We start from the raw sequence: 17,318 nt of genomic DNA on the forward strand, positions 1-17,318 counted from the left end.
TGCACCTCGCCCGCACCGAACGACTCCACCCGGTTCCAGTGGATATAATATTGACGTCAACGATAATAAGAATCGGCCGCCTGGTCAACTGCGGCGGGCAATCAAGGCCCGACTCCAGGTGGTGGCCGGTGAAAGGAGCACGTGCCGTGGGGACGACCTACTACATGAAGCCGATCGCGCCGATCGAGCAGAACACGGTGCGGGTGCCCGCGGGAGCGGTGACGTTCGGCTTGGAGATGCGGGAGCTGAATCCGGCACTCGTCCACGCCTTCTACCACGGCCGTCCGGACGAAGAGCACATTGCCGCCATGGCCGACCGCGTCAACTCACTTGACGACGGCGGGCCGAGCATTCACGTGTTCGGCAGCGATGACCAGCTGGAGTACCTGCGCTTCGATTGCTTCAGGAACGGTCCCCACTATCACTACGTGCATCCGAACGAGGAGCATCAGGTCGTCAACGAGATCGATCCCGCAGCCGACGGCGATCCATTCGAATGGGCGCTCGGACGGCTTCGGTCGCGGCTGCCGGAAATGCTCCGCGAGGCTGGCGGCGCGACACTGGCTGACCAGCTCGACCAGGCGACGGTGGACAGCGCCATCCACCGCGTCAGCGAGCTGGCCGCGAAGGCAGCCCGGCCGGCGAGCTCACAGCTCGGATAGCAGCAAGGACGGCATGGGTCAGGCGGCGAACAGGATCGCCCAGACCACCTTGCCGCGGCCCGGCACCGGGCTCCACCCCCACACATCGCTCAGCGCGTCCACGATCTGCAGGCCAAGACCGGCCGCACAGGCGCTACCGGGAGCTTTCAGCACCGGTGCCCTTTCGCTGGGGTCAAGCACCGCGCAGATCACCTCGTCGGGGCGCCGCAGCAGGCGCAGGCCCAGGTGCTCCCCGGCGGACTTGAGAGCACCGGCCGGCGGCGCCGCGTGCGTGATCGCGTTGGCGGCGAGTTCCCCGACGATGATCTCCGCGTCCTCGGCGAGCGGCGTCAGTCCCCAGGCACGCAGCGTGTCCTTGGTCAGCCGGCGCGCCGCCCGCGCGGACTGCGGCCCGCGGCCCAGCGGGCAGCGCACCGCCGTCGGTGACTCCCACCAGTCGGCGGGCATCCGGACCACACGCGGGCGCCCGGGCCCGGCCTCAGGGTCGACCCTGGCCACCGGCGGCGGCTGTCGCCGCTGGTTCACCGTCATCACCTCCCACACGACGATCGCGTCCTCGGCTCGAACTTCCGCGATGGCTGACCTTCGACAGCTTCGGCGCGGGACCGGCTTACCCGAGGCGTTCGATGATGGTGGCGTTGGCCATGCCGCCGCCTTCACACATCGTCTGCAGGCCGTAGCGTCCCTGCGTGCGCTCGAGCTCTCCGAGCATCGTGGCCATGAGCCGACCGCCCGACGCCCCGAGCGGGTGCCCCAGGGCGATCGCGCCGCCGTTCGGGTTCACCCGTGCCGGGTCGGCGGGGTGCTCCTTGAGCCAGGCCAGGACGACCGGCGCGAACGCCTCGTTGACCTCGAACACGTCGATGTCGTCCAGGCCCAGCCCGGTCCGCTGCAGGATCTTTGCCGTCGCGGGAATCGGCCCAGTCAGCATCGTGATCGGATCCACCCCGGCGACCGCGAACCCAAGAAACCGGGCCCGCGGCCGCAGCCGGAGGTCGCGGGCGCGCTCGGCGGACATGACGAGCATCGCGGACGCGCCGTCGCTGATCTGCGAGCTGTTCCCGGCGGTGAGCAGCCCCCCAGGCGTGAACGACGGCTTCAGCCCGGCGAGCGCATCCACCGTGCTCCCCGGCCGGATCCCCTCGTCGCGCTCGACGGTGTGCCCCTCGTCCGGGATGACCGCACCGGTCGCACGGTCCAGCCGGCGGGCCGGGAGCGGGACGATCTCGGCGGCGAATCGCCCGTCCGCGGTGGCCTTCGCGGCCAGTTCATGGCTGCGAACGCTGAACGCGTCGCATTCGGCCCGCGAGATGCCCCACCGCCGGGCGATCAGCTCCGCCGACAGGCCCTGGCTGATCCTGCCCCGGACCCCGAAATGCTCCTGGCCGGCGTAGCGCTGGTCCGCGCGCGGCCCGAACGGCGCGCCGTACTCCGGATCCGAGGTGGAAGCGCGCAGCGGCACCTTGCTCATCACCTCCACGCCCCCGGCGATCACCACGTCGCACGCGCCAGACATGACCGCCTGCGCCGCGAAGTGCGCGGCCTGCTGGGATGAGCCGCACTGGCGGTCGATGGTGGTCGCCGGAATCGTCTCCGGCCATCCGGCAGCGAGCACGGCCGACCGCCCCACGTTCAGCGCCTGAGCGCCGACCTGGTTCACGCATCCGACGATCACGTCGTCAATGACGGCGGGGTCGATCCCCGTCCGCCGCGCCAGGGCCTCGAAGGTGCTCGCCAGCAGGTCGACGGGATGCCAGCCGGACAGGCCGCCGTAGCGCTTGCCGGTGGCGGTGCGAACGATATCGACGATGACTGCTGCACTCATGTGACGCCTTTCTCAATCACTGGTTAGCCGAGGATGCGGTAGTCCTCGAGGAGGCGGCGCCCGATGATCATTTTCTGGATTTCCGCGGTGCCTTCGCCGATGAGCAGCATGGGGGCTTCCCGGTACAGGCGCTCGATCTCGTATTCGGTGGAGTAGCCGTAGCCGCCGTGGATGCGGAAGGAGTCTTCCACGACCTGCTTGCCGTACTCGGAAGCGAGGTATTTGGCCATGCCGGCCTCGAGGTCGTTGCGGTGGCCGGAGTCCTTGCGCCGGGCGGCCAGCACCATCATCTGGTGGGCGGCCTCGACCAGGGTGGCCATCTCGGCCAGCTTGAAGGCGATCGCCTGGTGGCCGGCGATCGGCTTGCCGAAGGCGTGCCGCTGCTGCGCGTAGGCGATCGCGAGTTCGAACGCGCGCAGGGCGACCCCGCAGCCGCGCGCCGCGACGTTCACCCGGCCGACCTCGACGCCGTCCATCATCTGGTAGAAGCCCTGGCCGGTGATTCCGCCGAGGATCCGGCTGGCGGGGACGCGGACCCCGTCGAGGATGAGCTCGGTGGTGTCGACGCCCTTGTAGCCCATCTTGGCGATCTTCCCGGGCACGGTCAGGCCCGGCACCGTCGGGTTGGGGCCGTAGCCTGGCTGTTTCTCGATCAGGAACGTGGTCATGTTCCGGTGCGGGACCGCATGGCCCTCGTCGGTGCGGCACAGCACGGCCACGAGGTTGGCGGTGCCTCCGTTGGTGAGCCACATTTTCTGGCCGTTGATGACGAACTCCGCACCGTCGCGCACGGCAGTGGTGCGGATCGCCGACACGTCCGAGCCCAGGCCGGGCTCGGACATCGAGAAGGCGCCGCGGACGTCGCCGCTGGCCATCTTGGGCAGGAAGTGGTCTTTCTGCTCCTGAGTGCCATAGCGGGCAATCATGTGCGCGACGATGAAGTGGGTGTTGATGATGCCGGACACCGACATCCAGCCGCGGGCGATCTCCTCCACCGCCAGGGCGTAGAGCAGCAGCGAGGCCCCGAGGCCGCCGTATTCCTCGGGGATGGTCAGCCCGAACAGGCCGAGTTTCTTCATCCCCTCGACGATCTGGACGGGGTACTCGTCCTTGTGCTCGAGCTCGGTCGCGACCGGGATGATCTCTTTTTCCGCGAAGTCCCTGACGGCGGCGAGGATCTCCTGCTCGAACTCGGTCAGGCCGTCGGTCTGTGCCAGGCGTCGCATGTCCAGGCTCCATTCTGCTGGTCACCAAGAGCTCAGCGGGCTGTTTCTGGGCGGCCTGGCTGCTCCCCGCCGCGCTTGGCGACGTAGGACCGAGCCGGCACCAGCACCTTGCGGCGGAACACGCACACCAGCGTGCCGTCCTGCTTGTAGCCGCGGGTTTCCACCTCGACGACGCCCCGGTCGCTCTTGGACTTCGACAGCCACTTGCCGAGCACGCTGGTCTCGCCGTAGACCGTGTCGCCGTGGAAGGTCGGCGCCACGTGCTTGAGCGACTCGACCTCCAGGTTCGCGATCGCCTGGCCTGAGACGTCCGGCACCGACATGCCCAGCAGCAGCGAGTAGATGTAATTGCCTACCACCACGTTCCTACCGAACTCGGTGGCCTGCTCCGCGTAGTGCGCATCCAGGTGCAGCGGGTGATGGTTCATTGTCAGCAGGCAGAAGAGGTGATCGTCGTATTCGGTGACCGTCTTCCCCGGCCAGTGCCGGTAGACCGCCCCGACCTCGAACTCCTCGTACGTGCGCCCGAACCGCATCGCGCTCACCCCTGCGGAGGCTCGAACACGGACGTGCGCCGCAGGCCCGCCGCCCGGCCCTTGCCCGCGATCACCACTGCCATCTTCCTGGAGGCCTCGTCGATCATCTCGTCTCCGAGCATCGCCGACCCCCGGGCGCCGCCCGCCGCCGACGTGCACCAGTCGTAGGCGTCCAGGATCAGCTCCGCGTGGTCGTAGTCGTCCTGCGAGGGCGAGAAGATCTCGTTGGCGGCAGCGATCTGGTCCGGGTGCAGCACCCACTTGCCGTCGTATCCCAGGGCGGCGGACCGGCGGGCCACGGCACCGAACCCATCGGCGTCGCGAACCTGGAGATAGGGACCGTCGATTGCCTGCAGATCATGCGCACGGGCCGCCATCAGGATCCGCATGAGGATGTAGTGGTAGGCATCCGCCGCGTACCCGGCGGGCTGCTCGCCCACCACCAGCGACCGCATGCCGATCGACGCCATGAAATCGGCGGGGCCGAAGACGATGGTCTCCAGCCGCGACGAGGACGCCGCGATCGCGCCCACATGCTCCAGCCCGGCGGCGGTCTCGATCTGCGCCTCGATGCCGATACGGCCGACCTCGAAGCCCATCGTCTTCTCGATCTGCGTCAGCAGCAGGTCGAGCGCCGTCACCTGCGCGGCGTCGGCCACCTTCGGCAGCATGACGCAGTCGAGGTTGGGACCCGCCTCCTCGACCACCGTGACCACGTCCCGGTACGTCCAGTGGGTTGTCCAGTCATTGACCCGCACCACGCGGATCTTGCCGCCCCAGTCTCCGTTGTTCAGCGCGTCCACGATCATGTGCCTGGCGCGCTCCTTCACCAGCGGCGCGCAGGCGTCCTCCAGGTCCAAGAACACCTGATCGGACGGCAGGCCCTGCGCCTTCTCCAGGAAGCGCGGGTTGCTGCCCGGCACGGCCAGGCACGATCGGCGAGGGCGCAACCGTCCGGCGGCTACGGTCGTCATTTGTCGGGTCACCTCATCTACGCTCGCGGGCCGCCGGCCACGTAGAGCACCTGTCCGGAGACGAATCCCGCGCCGTCACTGACGAAGAAGGAGACGGCGTGTGCGATATCGGCCGGCACGCCAGCCCGGGCAACGGGGATCTGAGCGACCCGGTCGGCCACGAACCGCTCCCAGTCCTGCCCGACCCGCTGTGCCGTCGCCCGGGTCATGTCAGTCTGGATGAAGCCCGGGGCGATGCTGTTGACCGTGATCCCGAACCGGCCCAGCTCGATGGCCAGGGTTTTGGTAAAGCCCTGCAGGCCTGCCTTGGCGGCCGAGTAGTTCGCCTGCCCGCGGTTGCCGAGCGCCGACGTGCTTGAGAGGTTCACGATCCGCCCCCACGACGCCGCCACCATGTGCCGCTGGACCGCCCGGCTCATGAGGAACGCGCCGCGCAGATGCACGTTCAGCACCGTGTCCCAGTCCGCGTCCGTCATCTTGAACAGCAGGTTGTCGCGGGTCACCCCGGCGTTGTTGACCAGGACCGTCGGGGCGCCGAGCTCAGCGGCGACCCGGGCGACAGCCGCCTCGACTTGCCCGGCGTCGGACACGTCCGCGCCCACTGCCAGTACGCGACCGCCCGCGGCCACGATGCCGTTGACGGTCTCTTTGGCGGTGGACTCGTCCAGGTCGAGGACCGCGACCGCGAAGCCGTCCGCGGCCAGCCGACGGGCGGTCGCCGCGCCGATGCCCCGGGCGGCGCCAGTCACGATGGCCACCCGGCCTGTGGGATCAGTCATCTCATCTCTCCCGACATCTCGGCGTCCCGGTCAGATGCTGTCGAGGATCGCCCGCAACCGTCGCACGTCGGCAAGCGGATCCTCGCCGATGGGTTCAACCTGCAGCACGGTCACGCCCTGGTCGCGGAATGCGCCCAGCCGGTCCCGGATGTAACCCTCGTCGCCGATCAGCGACGTTCCCTCAAGCAACTCGTCCGGCAGCCGTGCCGCGGCCTCTTCTCGCCGGCCCGCCAGGTAAAGGTCCTGGACCTGCGCGGCCTCCATCCCGAAGCCGTACCGCTGGACGAGCAGGTTGTAGAAGTTCTGCCCGCGCGCGCCCATGCCTCCCACATAGAGAGCCAGGTGGTCACGATCGCGGCCGCGCAGGCGGGTCACGTCGGCACCGATCGCCATGGGGCCCCCGGCGACGATTTCCAGCGGACCGAGCTGTCTGTCGCGCTTCGCGCGCCCCCGGGAAAGCGCCTCATCCCACACCGCGCTCGCCCGCTCCGGGATGTAAAGGAACGGAACCCAGCCCTCGGCTACGGTGGCGGCCAGCTCAACGTTGGCGGGTCCCAGCGCGGCCAGGTAAATGGGGATCGCCGACTGGATCGGACGATCGATCAGCTTGAGCGGCTTGCCCAGGCCTGTCCCCATAGCGGGCGGCAGGGGAATCCGGTAATGGGCGCCGGGGTAGTCCAGGCGTTCGCGACGCCAGACGGTCCGGCAGATGTCGATGGTCTCCCTGGTGCGGCCGAGCGGCGCGTGGTACGGGACACCGTGCCATCCCTCCACGACCTGCGGGCCGCTGGTTCCGAGGCCCAGGACGAAGCGCCCGCCCGTGAGGTGATCCAGCCCGGCCGCGGTCATGGCAGTGAGCGCCGGCGTCCGCGAGTAAATCGGCAGGATCTGCGCCATGAGCTGGGCCCGCTCTGTTACGGCGGCGAGGTAGCCGAGCCAGCTGACCGCGTCAAAGCCGTACGCCTCCGGCACGGCCAGCACGTCGACGCCGGCTTCCTCGTACGAACGCGCGAGCTGGGCCGCTGACCGCGGATCCGCGGTGTGGGGGATCATCGCCGCCAGCCTCATCGCATCACTCATCACTCGGTCGCACGATCGTGATATATTTGACTCCGACGTCAAATTTATTTTGTGTCGGCGGATCCGTCAAGTCGGTGGCGCGGACGGTCGCGGCCGGGCCGCTCGGCCCGGGACCAGAGCCGTCCGCCCCGCATTGGACACGCGTCACAAACGGTCGGAGACTGGAGGGATATGAGCGCGACGGTCAGCGACGACGACTTCTCGTACGTCCATGACCAGGTGCGGCGTTTCGTTCGCGACGACGTCGTCCCGCGCGAGAACGAGATCATGGCCGCGGACCGCATGCCCGACGATCTGCGGACCACCGCGGCTCGGATGGGCCTGTTCGGATACGCGATACCCGCGGAATGGGGCGGCCTCGGGCTGAACCTGCGGCAGGACGTCGAGCTCGCGATGGAGTTCGGATACACCACGCTCGCGCTGCGGTCGATGTTCGGCACCAACAACGGCATCGCGGGCCAGGTGCTGGTCAACTTCGGTACGCAAGAGCAGAAGAAGCAGTGGCTTGAGCGCATCGCCTCCGGCGACGTCGTCGCCTCATTCGCCCTTACCGAACCTGGCGCTGGCTCAAACCCCGCCGGCCTGCGCACCCGCGCCCGCCCCGATGATCGCGGCTGGGTACTCGACGGGCGCAAGCGCTTCATCACCAATGCCCCGCTCGCAGACCTGTTCGTGGTGTTCGCGCGCACCCGCGAACCTAGCCAGCACGGCCCCGGCATCGCCGTGTTCCTCGTGCCCGGCGGCACGCCAGGACTCAGCGTCGGGCCCAAGGACGCGAAAATGGGCCAGGAGGGCGCCTGGACCGCCGACGTCATCCTCGACTCGGTCCGTGTCGGAGAAACCGCGCTCGTCGGTGGCGACGAGGAAATCGGCTACCGGGCGGCGATGACGTCACTGGCCCGCGGACGCGTCCACATCGCGGCGCTCGCCGTCGGCTGCGCCCAGCGCGCGCTCGACGAGTCGGTCGCGTACGCGGCGGCCAGCACGCAAGGCGGGGTCCGGGTCGGGGAATACCAGCTCGTGCAGGCCATGCTTGCCGACCAGTACACCGGCGTCGCCGCGGGACGCGCCCTAGTCCGTGACGCCGCGGCCGCCTACGACAGCGGCGCCGACCGGCGGGTCATGCCGTCGGCGGCCAAGCTCTTCTGCACCGAGATGGCCGGCCACGTGGCTGATCTCGCGGTGCAGGTGCACGGCGGCACCGGGTACATGCGCGAGGTCCCGGTCGAACGGATCTACCGCGATGTCAGGCTGCTGCGGCTGTATGAGGGAACGAGCGAGATCCAGCGCCTGATCATCGGCGGTTCCCTGGTCCGTGACCGGCTGGCTTCCAGCGCCGGCACACCCATCTAGCGGCAGCGTTAAGGAAGGCTGGCACCATGCGTGAGGTCGTGATCTGCGAACCGGTCCGTACCCCGATCGGCCGGTACGGAGGAGCCCTGAAATCGCTCAGTGCCGCGGAGCTCGGCGAGGTAGCCGTGCGCGGCCTGCTTGACCGGACTGGGCTCGACCAGGCGGCCATCGAGGACGTGGTGCTCGGGCACTGCTACCCAAGCAGCGAAGCGCCCGCGATCGGCCGCGTGGTCGCGCTCAACGCGGGCCTGCCGGTGACGGTGCCCGGCATGCAGGTCGACCGGCGCTGCGGCTCCGGGCTGCAGGCGGTGCTCCAGGCGGGCATGCAGGTGAGCACCGGCGTGCACGAGCTCGTGGTCGCGGGCGGCGCCGAGAGCATGAGCAACGTCCCGTTCTACTCGACGCAGCTGCGCTGGGGCGTCACCGGCCCAGGGATAACCCTGCACGACGGGCTCGCGCGCGGCCGTGCCACCGCGGGCGGGCGGTACTATCCGGTTCCTGACGGCATGCTGGAGACGGCCGAGAACCTGCGGCGCGAGTACGCCATATCCCGTGCCGAGCAGGACGAGCTCGCCCTCGTCTCGCACCAGCGGGCGGTCGCCGCACAGCGGTCCGGGGTGTTCGCCGAGGAGATCGTCCCTGTCACTGTCAGGACCCGCGGGGGCGAGGAGGTCATCGACACCGACGAGCACCCGCGCGCCGACGCCTCCCTCGAAGCGCTGGCCGGGCTGCGCCCCGTGCTGGGCCAGCGGGACCCCGAGGCCACCGTCACCGCGGGCAACGCCAGCGGGCAGAACGACGCGGCCGCCGTGTGCGTCGTCACGCACCCGGAGCGTGCCGAGGCGCTGGGGCTGCGGCCCCTCGTCCGCCTCGTTTCCTGGGCGGTTTCCGGCGTGCCGCCAAAGACGATGGGTATCGGACCCGTCCCCGCGAGCCGTGCCGCGCTGGAGCGTGCCGGGCTGAAGTTGTCCGAGATCGACCTGATCGAGCTCAACGAGGCCTTCGCTGCCCAGGTGCTCGCCTGTACCAGGGAGTGGGGGTTCGGCGCGGCCGACTTCGAGCGTCTCAACGTGCACGGCTCGGGAATTTCGCTGGGCCATCCGGTCGGCGCGACCGGGACGCGCATCCTGACCACCCTTGCCAGGGAGATGCACAGGCGGCAGGCTCGGTACGGGCTGGAGACGATGTGCATCGGCGGCGGCCAGGGCCTCGCCGCGATCTTCGAGCGAGTCGCCGCATGAGAGCAGAGCGCCCGGGCCGGCCGGGGAAGCGGAATGCGCGATTCCCGTTCGTTCACCTGCCGATGCGAGCAGAATAAGGCTTCCCGAGCCGCGCAGCTCCCCTGCGGCACCCGCGTTCGCGGTCGCAAGGTTCCTGGTTTGTTGTCGTCGACGTCGGTTTAAAATGAACTACAATGTGATCCGATGGTTACCGTAGTGGAGGGTTGCGTGCAGCATCGTGAGTACAGCCACTTGTGAAGAGGCCGATGAGAGCCGACGCCTATCCGCTAAGGGTATCCGTACCCGTGCCCGCTTGATCGCGTCCGCCAAACAGGTCTTCGAGAGAGACGGGTTCCTCAATGCTCGCATTACGGATATCGCGAGCGGCGCCGAGGTATCCCATGGCTCGTTTTATCACTATTTCGACTCTAAGGAAGAAATCTTCCGTGTCGTCGCCGAAGAACAAGAGGTAAGCCTGCTCACGCTCGACGCCGTTACTGGGACTGATCACACTCCTGTGCAGCGAATTGAAGCAGCCAACCGCCGTTATCTGAGCGCCTACCGTGCCGAAGCGGCGATCATGCGCGTGATCGAAGAGGTGTCGCGCTACGACTCCGCCGTGCGTGAGGTGCGCAAGCGCCGCGACGACGAGTTCGCCCGTCGACTGCAGGCCGCGATCGAGAGACTGCAGAGCTCTGGGGCAGCCGACAAGCTGATCGACCCGTGGTACGCGGCCAACGCGCTCGGCGGCATGGTCGCCAAATTCGCTGAGATGTGGCTCCTGCAAGGCGGGGATTACGAAATGGAGCACGCGGTGGCGCAGCTCACCCGTCTGTGGGCGAATGCCCTGGGTATCCGCCCGGATAGCGGGCCCACGCCGTGAAGACGCTCCGGGCGCTGCCCGGGGCGACTGGCCGGCTCACCCGGCGGGTGATCTCCCACGAGTCGGATGTGCGCCGCAGGTCCCAGTGGTTGTACGTCAGGCTGTAGACCCGGTACCCCTCCTCGGCACGCACCCAGACGAGGGCGTGTCCCTCGGCCCAGGCCTGCCAGCCGTCGACCCGGATGGTCAGGCCGCCGACCGTATGCAGGCTGCCGCGGCTCTCTATGTCGCGTTTGTGCGTGCCGTCGGGGTCATCGAGCGCCCGGTAGAACTGGTCGCGGCCGGCTAGCTGCCCGTCAACGCCGTCGTAGACGCCATCGGCCGCGAATACGCGCGACCACGCCAGCGCGTCGCCGATGTCGGCGGCGAAGCCGTAGCGATGCAGCAGCTCCCGGATTTCTTCGCGCGCGCGCAGGTCCGCGACCGCGCTGCGGAGTTCACTCAGCTCGCTCATGCCAACGGTGGGCGCGGCGCCACGTCGCGGGGCTCCCGGCGGCCGCCCGTCATCCCGCCGGGCGCGCGGACTCGCTGATCGAGCGGCCAGCCAGATGCGCGTCGGCCACCGTTCTGCCCGACACCCCGAGCTCCTCTAGCGAGGAAATCCCCGGCCATCCGCGGCCGTTGACGTCGTACAGGTCGAGCGCCACCCCGTCCGGGGAGACCATCTTGAACTCCCAGTCCTCTCCCGGACGGATCTGGTCGCCGGGCAGCGCGACCGTCGCCCCGGAGTCGAGGGCCTTCTGGACGGTCTCAGGAACGTCGGTGACGACGAAGCCGATGTGATTGAGGCCTTCGGGGGTGTAATTGGGGAACTCCGGCCGCGTGATCTTGATAAGGGCCAGGTTCATCGTGCCGTCGCTGAGGTAGACAGCGGCCTCGCCGGTTTCCTCGACATCGATGCGCGACATTTCAGTCATGTCGAAGACGTCCTTGTAGAACTTGGCTGCCTTGCCCACATCGTCACATTTGATAGCGACGTGACGCAGCTTCCCCATGTCGAACCTCCGGCAGTAAGCGGCATTCCGCAATATGATACCGACGTCAATAATAGTATCTATTGGTGCAACGGTCAAGCCGGGCGTATGCCTGCGACCGGGTACTTCTTCAGCTCGGCCAGCCCCACCGACTTGACGTGAACCGTGTCAGGGCCGTCGGCGATCCGCAACGTCCGCGCGTACGCCCACATCTCCGCCAGCGGGGTATCGGCGCTGACTCCGGCCGCGCCGTGAACCTGGATCGCCCAGTCGATCGCCGCCACGGCAGCCCGCGGGGCGACCACTTTGATCGCCGCGATCTGAGCTTTGGCCTCGCGGGTGCCCGCCTCGTCGATGAGCCAGGCGGTGTGCAGGACGAGCAGCCTGGCCTGATCCAGCGCCATGCGATGTTCGGCCAGTTCAGCCTGGAACATGTCGTGTTCGGCGATCGGCCGGCCGAAGGGGACCCGTTCCCGCGCGCGGCAGCAGGCCAGCTTGACCGCCCGCTCACCCATCCCGATCGCGCGCATGCAGTGATGGATGCGGCCGGGACCCAGCCGGGCCTGCGCGATCGCGAAACCCGAACCTTCCTCGTGGATGAGGTTGGCGGCCGGCACGCGCACGTTGTCGAACCGGATCTCGCCGTGGCCGTGCTGGTCCAGATAGCCGAAGACGGGCAGGATGCGCACGACTTCGACGCCCGGAGTCGAGATCGGGACCAGGACCATCGACTGCTGCCTGTGCCGCGGGGCGCCGGGATCGGTCTTGCCCATCACGATGAGGATCTCGCACCGGGGATCCGCGACACCCGTGGTCCACCATTTCTGGCCGTTAATGACGTACTCGCCGCCGTCTCTGTCGATGCGCGTGGCGATGTTGTTCGCGTCCGACGAGGCGACGCCGGGCTCGGTCATCGCGAATCCCGAGCGAATGCGTCCCTGGAGAAGGGGCTCCAGCCACCGCTTCTTCTGGCCGGGACTGCCGAACATCTCCAGTACTTCCATGTTTCCCGTGTCAGGTGCCGAGCAGTTGAGCGCCTCGGGCGCGATCTCCACGGACCAGCCGGTCAGCTCGGCAAGCGTCGCGTACTCGACGTTCGTCAGGCCGGAGACAGCAGGCAGGAAGAGGTTCCACAACCCGCGGGCCCGCGCCTTGGCCTTGAGCTCCTCGACGACGGGCGGCAGTGAGTTCGGCGAATCCGTGTTCGCCAGTGCGCGGCGCTGCCCGGCGTAGACCGGCTCCGCAGGCAATACCTCGGAATCCATGAACTCGGCAAGCTCGCCGCGCAACCGTTGCGCGCGCTGCGACTGTCGGAAATCCATGAGTGCCCTCCGTGGGGACGGTAAGTTCGTCACGCGGAGCCCTTCGGCTCAAACTGGTCACGAATCGTGCCAATCGGTTCACCGCAACCCGAGGTGAGGACCGGTGAAAGGACGATGCGCTGATAGGGCTCGACGCACATGGCAGCCAGGCGCTGGCCGGGCGGGTACACCAGCGGGCCTTTAGCGTGCACCGCCGCGCCCTCGTCAGAGAACTGCTCGAACATGTACCAGCGACCCGGTTCCGCGGGATCCCGGTACGCGGTGTACGTGTCCACCTGCCCGGTGGGGAATTCCTCGGCAGCCATCGCGTCGAATATGTCGCGCATGATTTGCTCCATTGCCGCGTCGTCCTCGGGGCGGATGCGAAACGTGAAAATGGCTCCGACTGTCACCGGGGTCCCTCCAGAAATCGTGGCGTCTTGTGATCGGGCGGGTGGGCCAGCGCCAGGCCCCGGTGGCCCAGTTGGGCGGAGGTCTCGGGTGTCTGCCCGAGGTACTCGCTCAGCACCACGCTGCCCTTGAGCTCCGATGCCGAGCCAGCATAGACGATCTGGCCCTTCTTGATCAGGTAGCAGCGATCGGCCATGGCCAGCGCGCGATCGACGTACTGCTCGACCACGAGAAGAGCGATACCGCCCTGGGCGAGGGTGCGCAGCGCGTCGAAGATCACGTCCACGACGATCGGAGCGAGCCCCATGGACACTTCGTCGACGAGCACGATGGCGGGCTCGGCGAGGACGGTGCGCGAGAGCGCGAGCATTTGCTGCTCGCCGCCTGACAACGTGCCCGCGAGCTGCTTTTGCCGATCCTTGAGGAACGGGAATGCCGCGAACACGGCGTCCATTCGCTGCCCGCGCACCCAACTGGGGGTACACATCCGCAGGTTCTCTTTGACCGAAAGGTTGCGGAAGATGCCTCGCCCTTCGGGAATGAGGCACAGCCCGCGGCGCGCCCGCTCACTGGGTGAGGCCTTGGTGACAGTCGCGCCGGCTATCCGCACCTCGCCCGACTGGACGCGGATCAGCCCCGAGGCGGCCCGGAGCAGTGAGGTCTTGCCTGCCCCGTTCGGGCCGAGCAGCGCGACGACCTCACCCGGCCCGACGGACAGGTCCACCTCGCGCAGGACCGTCACAGCGCCATAGCCGCTGACGACGCCGCTGAGTTCGAGAACCGGCACGGTCGCGCTCATTTGGGCTCGCCCCCAAGCGGCACGCCGACGCGTTCCCCGACCGGAGCGAGCCCGCCGACGGCGGATCCTAGATACGCCGCGCGGACCAGCGGCGACGCGGCTACCTCCGAGGGTGAGCCCTCGAACACGAGCTTGCCGAAATCGAGCACGTACACCCGCTCGCACACGCTCATGACAAGCGACATGTCGTGCTCCACGAGTAGCACGCCGACTCCCCGGTCGCGCACTGCATTGCGCAGGACTTCGCCGAACATGCGCGTCTCGTTGCCGTCCAGGCCTGACGACGGCTCGTCGAGCAGCAGCATGGTGAACGGTCCGGCCAGGCAGCGCGCGAATTCGACCAGCCGGCGCTGTCCGGTCGATAGCCCGCCGACGGAATTCTGGGCGAGGTGAGTGATCTCGCACGCCTGCATGGCCGCCCAAGCGGCGGCACGGGTCTGGGTCTTCTCGCGACCGACGCTGAACAGGTGCCGTAGCGGGTTCCAGCCCGCGCAGGCCGCCTCCCGGCCGAGGCTGACGTTCTCCAGCACGGTGAGCGAGTCGTACAACTGCATCTGCTGGAAAGTGCGGCCAAGCCCGAACCTGGCCCGCGTCGGCGGTGAACTGCCGGTTATTGAACGGCCATGCAACTCGACCTGGCCGCTGCCCGGCGAGTTGAGGCCGCAGATGGCGTCGAAGGCGGTGGTCTTGCCCGCGCCGTTCGGGCCGATGAGACCGGTGATCTTTCCGGCAGGCGCCTGCAAAGCGAGACCGTCGAGCGCCACCAAGCCGCCAAACTGCACGCGCAGCCCGCGCACCTGCAACCCGGCCGACTGCGCGGGAACCGGCGTCCGGATGACACCCATCTCCTCGTCGCTCGGCCGTACCTCCCGTTTCCGCTTCGACCCCAGCAGACGTCCGAGCGCCTCGCAGTAGTCGACGAACCACTGCGGGGCGTGCCGTTCGGCGGGCTGGAAGGCCAGCGAGATCGCGAAGACACCGAAGAGAATCTGCAGGTAGTAGTCGACATTCGTGCCCTGCACGTAGGCAGGGATGAGGATGACGAACATGGCCTGCACCAGCGCGTACCAGGGCGCGCCGCCGACAGCGAGGAGAACAAGCGCGAGGTACAGCAGCGACTGCGTCGGCGTGAATGAGGTCCCGTCCACCACGTTGATCGACACGCCGAACAGCGCCCCGGCGATGGCGGCCAGGAATGCGCAGACGCAGAACACCAGGATCTGGGTGGTGATCACGCTGGTGCCGCCCATCGACAGCGCCCGTGGCGAGTCACCCAGCGCGCGCAGCAGGCGTCCCAGCCGGCCGTTGAGGATAAGCAGGACGGCTATCGTGAGTACCACCGTGATCGCGAGCGTCACGTAGTAGTAGCCGGTGTCGGAGCCGACCGCCAGCCAACTCAGATACGGCGCGGGCATCGTCGCGCCTTGACCGCTTGCTCCGAACATCCAGCTGGTGTTGTAGAACATGTCCGCGAGCAGCGTGCCGAATCCGAACGTCGCCAGGGCGAGGTAAAGACCCGACAGCCTGATCGCGGGAGTCGCGATCACGGCGCCGACCGGGACGGCGATCAGGCCCGCGATCAGCAGGGCGAGCAGCCAGGGCACGCCGGCCGTCACGGTGAGCTTCGAGAACGCCGCCGCGCCGATCGCCGCGAAGCCAGCCGTGGCCAGCGATACCTGACCAGACGTCTTGACGAGCAGCCCCAGAGACAAGAACAGCACCGTGGTGGCCGATACGGCCGTCCACTGGCCGATGTTGACGCCGGCGAACCGGGGAACGAGGAGGAGCCCGGCGAGCACGACCGCGCCGAAGAGCAGCTGCACGCGCAGCGGTGCGCGCCAGCTCGGCGAAGGCAGCGGGATGCTCTGCATGCGGGTACTCAGGCGACGGCGGGGCAGCACGAGCAGGATCACGAACAAAACGAGAAATGGCAGGTTCGCGGGCAGGCTGGCGAGGATGCCTTCAGACGGAACGTACTTGGTAAGCACCGAGGCGGCCACGCCGATCGCCAGGCCGCCCGCATAGGTCAGCGGCAGGCTGGAAAACGCCCCTATCGCCGCCGCGGCGAACGCCTGGGCCACAAGGCCTGTCATGACGACCGGGTCCAGGGTCACGTCCTGGGCGAGGAGGATGCCCGACATCAGGGCGAAAACCGAGCCTATGATCCACGCCCACCGGCGAACCGTGCGCGGCTTCGTTCCTGCGATGTCCAGCAGGTTGGGATCATCCACAACGGCCCGCATCGCGATGCCGAGACGGGCCGTCCGGAAGAAGACATAAAGTCCGAGAGTGGCGGCGAGCCCGATAACCGTGACGATGATCTGGTTGAGGGTGACGTAGGCGCCGAAGATTTCGTACGAGGTGGATGGCAGGAATGTCGGGAACGTGAGCGAGTCGTTGCCGTAGAAGACCTCGAAGATGCCCTGGATAAACAGCACCAGGCCGATCGTCGCCACGATGCGTATGGCAAGTGCCTGGCGCGCGAGTTCGCGCGCGAGGATCTCGAATCCGACACCAAGGACGAAGCCCAGCAGGACGACTGCCGCCAGCCCGGCGACGGGCCATGGTACGCCGTGTTCGACGTTCAGGATATAGAAGACGTAGGCGGCCAGGGTGCCGACCGCGCCGAACGCGAAATTGAACACGCCGGACGTCTTGTAGGTCACCACCAGGCCGACGCCAGCCATGCCGTAGACCGAGCCTGACGTCAGGCCAAGGATGATATAGGGCAGGATTACGGACATCTTTCGCCGTCCTCGATCGGATTGTCTGCCCGGTCCGCCGGCACGCGCGGAAGGTCACGCAACGTCGGTCTTCTCGAAGCCGCTGTCCAGGAAGTCCGGCCGGTCCTCGGTCACCACAATGGCCTGCACCGGGATCGTCACGGTCAGCCTCAGCCGGATCGTCCGCAGCTTCCAGCCCTGCCCGGTGCGGACGAAATCGTTGTTGTAGATGCCCATGTTCATCACCGGCTCACCGCGCATCACCAGCATCGCGATGGCCTCCGAGCGCTGGGTGGCGACATCCCCGTCGACCTTGGTCACGTGGTTGAACGTCATCTGGAACGCCCGCGGGATCAGCGACCCGTCACCGGCGAACTTCTCCAGGTAGGCCCGCAGCTCGGCCTTGCCGTGCGGCACCGCGCGCGCCGTCACCGACCCGGCATCGATGCTGCCGTCCTCGGAGAACAGCTCGACCAGCTCGTCCACCTTGTGCGTCCGGATCCCGTCATAGCCGCCGTTGCACCCCATGTGCCACGCCGACATCACATCCTCGATAGCCTGGATGTCCTCGA

18 protein-coding genes are annotated in these 17,318 nt (G+C 68.0%); 4 read left to right on the top strand and 14 right to left on the bottom strand.

What is annotated here, in order from left to right; translation table 11 throughout:
* Nucleotides 1-146 precede the first annotated feature (146 nt).
* A complete protein-coding gene (locus Q1N79_RS17830) occupies nt 147-662 on the top strand; it encodes a hypothetical protein (RefSeq protein ID WP_300610286.1) in 516 nt (171 codons plus the stop codon).
* A gap of 18 nt (nt 663-680) precedes the next feature.
* On the opposite strand, the gene Q1N79_RS17835 is transcribed toward Q1N79_RS17830, so the two are convergent.
* The 7 genes from Q1N79_RS17835 to Q1N79_RS17865 form a co-directional block, all read right to left on the bottom strand.
* The gene (locus tag Q1N79_RS17835) at nt 681-1,187 is read right to left on the bottom strand and encodes an ATP-binding protein (RefSeq protein WP_300610289.1); all 507 of its coding nucleotides are present in this window, start codon (nt 1,185-1,187) and stop codon (nt 681-683) included.
* 85 nt (nt 1,188-1,272) lie between these two features.
* Nucleotides 1,273-2,487: a thiolase family protein gene (locus Q1N79_RS17840; RefSeq protein WP_300610292.1), complete on the bottom strand. Its 1,215-nt coding sequence runs from the start codon at nt 2,485-2,487 to the stop codon at nt 1,273-1,275.
* Nucleotides 2,488-2,510: 23 nt separating this feature from the next.
* The gene (locus Q1N79_RS17845; protein WP_300610295.1) at nt 2,511-3,713 is read right to left on the bottom strand and encodes an acyl-CoA dehydrogenase family protein; all 1,203 of its coding nucleotides are present in this window, start codon (nt 3,711-3,713) and stop codon (nt 2,511-2,513) included.
* A 32-nt stretch (nt 3,714-3,745) separates the two neighbouring features.
* Nucleotides 3,746-4,249 (bottom strand): MaoC family dehydratase, encoded by a 504-nt coding sequence (locus tag Q1N79_RS17850; RefSeq protein WP_300610319.1) that lies wholly within the window; start codon nt 4,247-4,249, stop codon nt 3,746-3,748.
* Nucleotides 4,250-4,254: 5 nt separating this feature from the next.
* Nucleotides 4,255-5,223 carry a CoA ester lyase gene (locus tag Q1N79_RS17855; protein ID WP_300610298.1) on the bottom strand — a complete coding sequence of 323 codons (969 nt, stop codon included), beginning with the start codon at nt 5,221-5,223 and terminating at the stop codon, nt 4,255-4,257.
* A 17-nt stretch (nt 5,224-5,240) separates the two neighbouring features.
* On the bottom strand, nt 5,241-6,002 hold the full coding sequence (fabG, locus tag Q1N79_RS17860) for a 3-oxoacyl-ACP reductase FabG (RefSeq protein WP_300610300.1): 762 nt from the start codon (nt 6,000-6,002) through the stop codon (nt 5,241-5,243).
* A 30-nt stretch (nt 6,003-6,032) separates the two neighbouring features.
* A complete protein-coding gene (locus tag Q1N79_RS17865) occupies nt 6,033-7,082 on the bottom strand; it encodes an LLM class F420-dependent oxidoreductase (RefSeq protein ID WP_367185092.1) in 1,050 nt (349 codons plus the stop codon).
* Between the two features lie 171 nt (nt 7,083-7,253).
* Here Q1N79_RS17865 and Q1N79_RS17870 point away from each other — a divergent pair, with 171 nt between their 5' ends.
* The 3 genes from Q1N79_RS17870 (at nt 7,254) to Q1N79_RS17880 (ending at nt 10,538) form a co-directional block, all read left to right on the top strand.
* Nucleotides 7,254-8,435 carry an acyl-CoA dehydrogenase family protein gene (locus tag Q1N79_RS17870; protein WP_300610302.1) on the top strand — a complete coding sequence of 394 codons (1,182 nt, stop codon included), beginning with the start codon at nt 7,254-7,256 and terminating at the stop codon, nt 8,433-8,435.
* A gap of 26 nt (nt 8,436-8,461) precedes the next feature.
* A complete protein-coding gene (locus Q1N79_RS17875) occupies nt 8,462-9,676 on the top strand; it encodes an acetyl-CoA C-acetyltransferase (protein WP_300610305.1) in 1,215 nt (404 codons plus the stop codon).
* A gap of 292 nt (nt 9,677-9,968) precedes the next feature.
* The gene (locus tag Q1N79_RS17880; RefSeq protein ID WP_300610307.1) at nt 9,969-10,538 is read left to right on the top strand and encodes a TetR/AcrR family transcriptional regulator; all 570 of its coding nucleotides are present in this window, start codon (nt 9,969-9,971) and stop codon (nt 10,536-10,538) included.
* Here Q1N79_RS17880 and Q1N79_RS17885 read toward each other — a convergent pair.
* The 7 genes from Q1N79_RS17885 to Q1N79_RS17915 all read right to left on the bottom strand — a co-directional run.
* Nucleotides 10,480-10,992, bottom strand: a complete 513-nt coding sequence (locus Q1N79_RS17885; RefSeq protein ID WP_300610308.1) for a nuclear transport factor 2 family protein — start codon at nt 10,990-10,992, stop codon at nt 10,480-10,482. The two genes, Q1N79_RS17880 and Q1N79_RS17885, sit on opposite strands and share 59 nt — an antisense overlap.
* 49 nt (nt 10,993-11,041) lie before the next feature.
* On the bottom strand, nt 11,042-11,533 hold the full coding sequence (locus Q1N79_RS17890) for a VOC family protein (RefSeq protein ID WP_300610309.1): 492 nt from the start codon (nt 11,531-11,533) through the stop codon (nt 11,042-11,044).
* A 74-nt stretch (nt 11,534-11,607) separates the two neighbouring features.
* Nucleotides 11,608-12,834 carry an acyl-CoA dehydrogenase family protein gene (locus Q1N79_RS17895; RefSeq protein WP_300610311.1) on the bottom strand — a complete coding sequence of 409 codons (1,227 nt, stop codon included), beginning with the start codon at nt 12,832-12,834 and terminating at the stop codon, nt 11,608-11,610.
* A gap of 29 nt (nt 12,835-12,863) precedes the next feature.
* A complete protein-coding gene (locus Q1N79_RS17900; RefSeq protein ID WP_300610313.1) occupies nt 12,864-13,226 on the bottom strand; it encodes a hypothetical protein in 363 nt (120 codons plus the stop codon).
* Nucleotides 13,223-14,023, bottom strand: a complete 801-nt coding sequence (locus tag Q1N79_RS17905) for an ABC transporter ATP-binding protein (RefSeq protein WP_300610314.1) — start codon at nt 14,021-14,023, stop codon at nt 13,223-13,225. The genes Q1N79_RS17900 and Q1N79_RS17905 overlap by 4 nt, the downstream gene beginning before the upstream one ends.
* Nucleotides 14,020-16,767, bottom strand: a complete 2,748-nt coding sequence (locus Q1N79_RS17910) for a branched-chain amino acid ABC transporter permease/ATP-binding protein (protein ID WP_300610315.1) — start codon at nt 16,765-16,767, stop codon at nt 14,020-14,022. The genes Q1N79_RS17905 and Q1N79_RS17910 overlap by 4 nt, the downstream gene beginning before the upstream one ends.
* A gap of 54 nt (nt 16,768-16,821) precedes the next feature.
* The coding region (locus tag Q1N79_RS17915) for a nuclear transport factor 2 family protein (RefSeq protein ID WP_300610317.1) at nt 16,822-17,318 on the bottom strand (497 nt) is incomplete at its 5' end.

Origin of the sequence: Trebonia sp. (assembly GCF_030042015.1) — a bacterium.
Lineage (GTDB): Bacteria > Actinomycetota > Actinomycetes > Streptosporangiales > Streptosporangiaceae > Trebonia.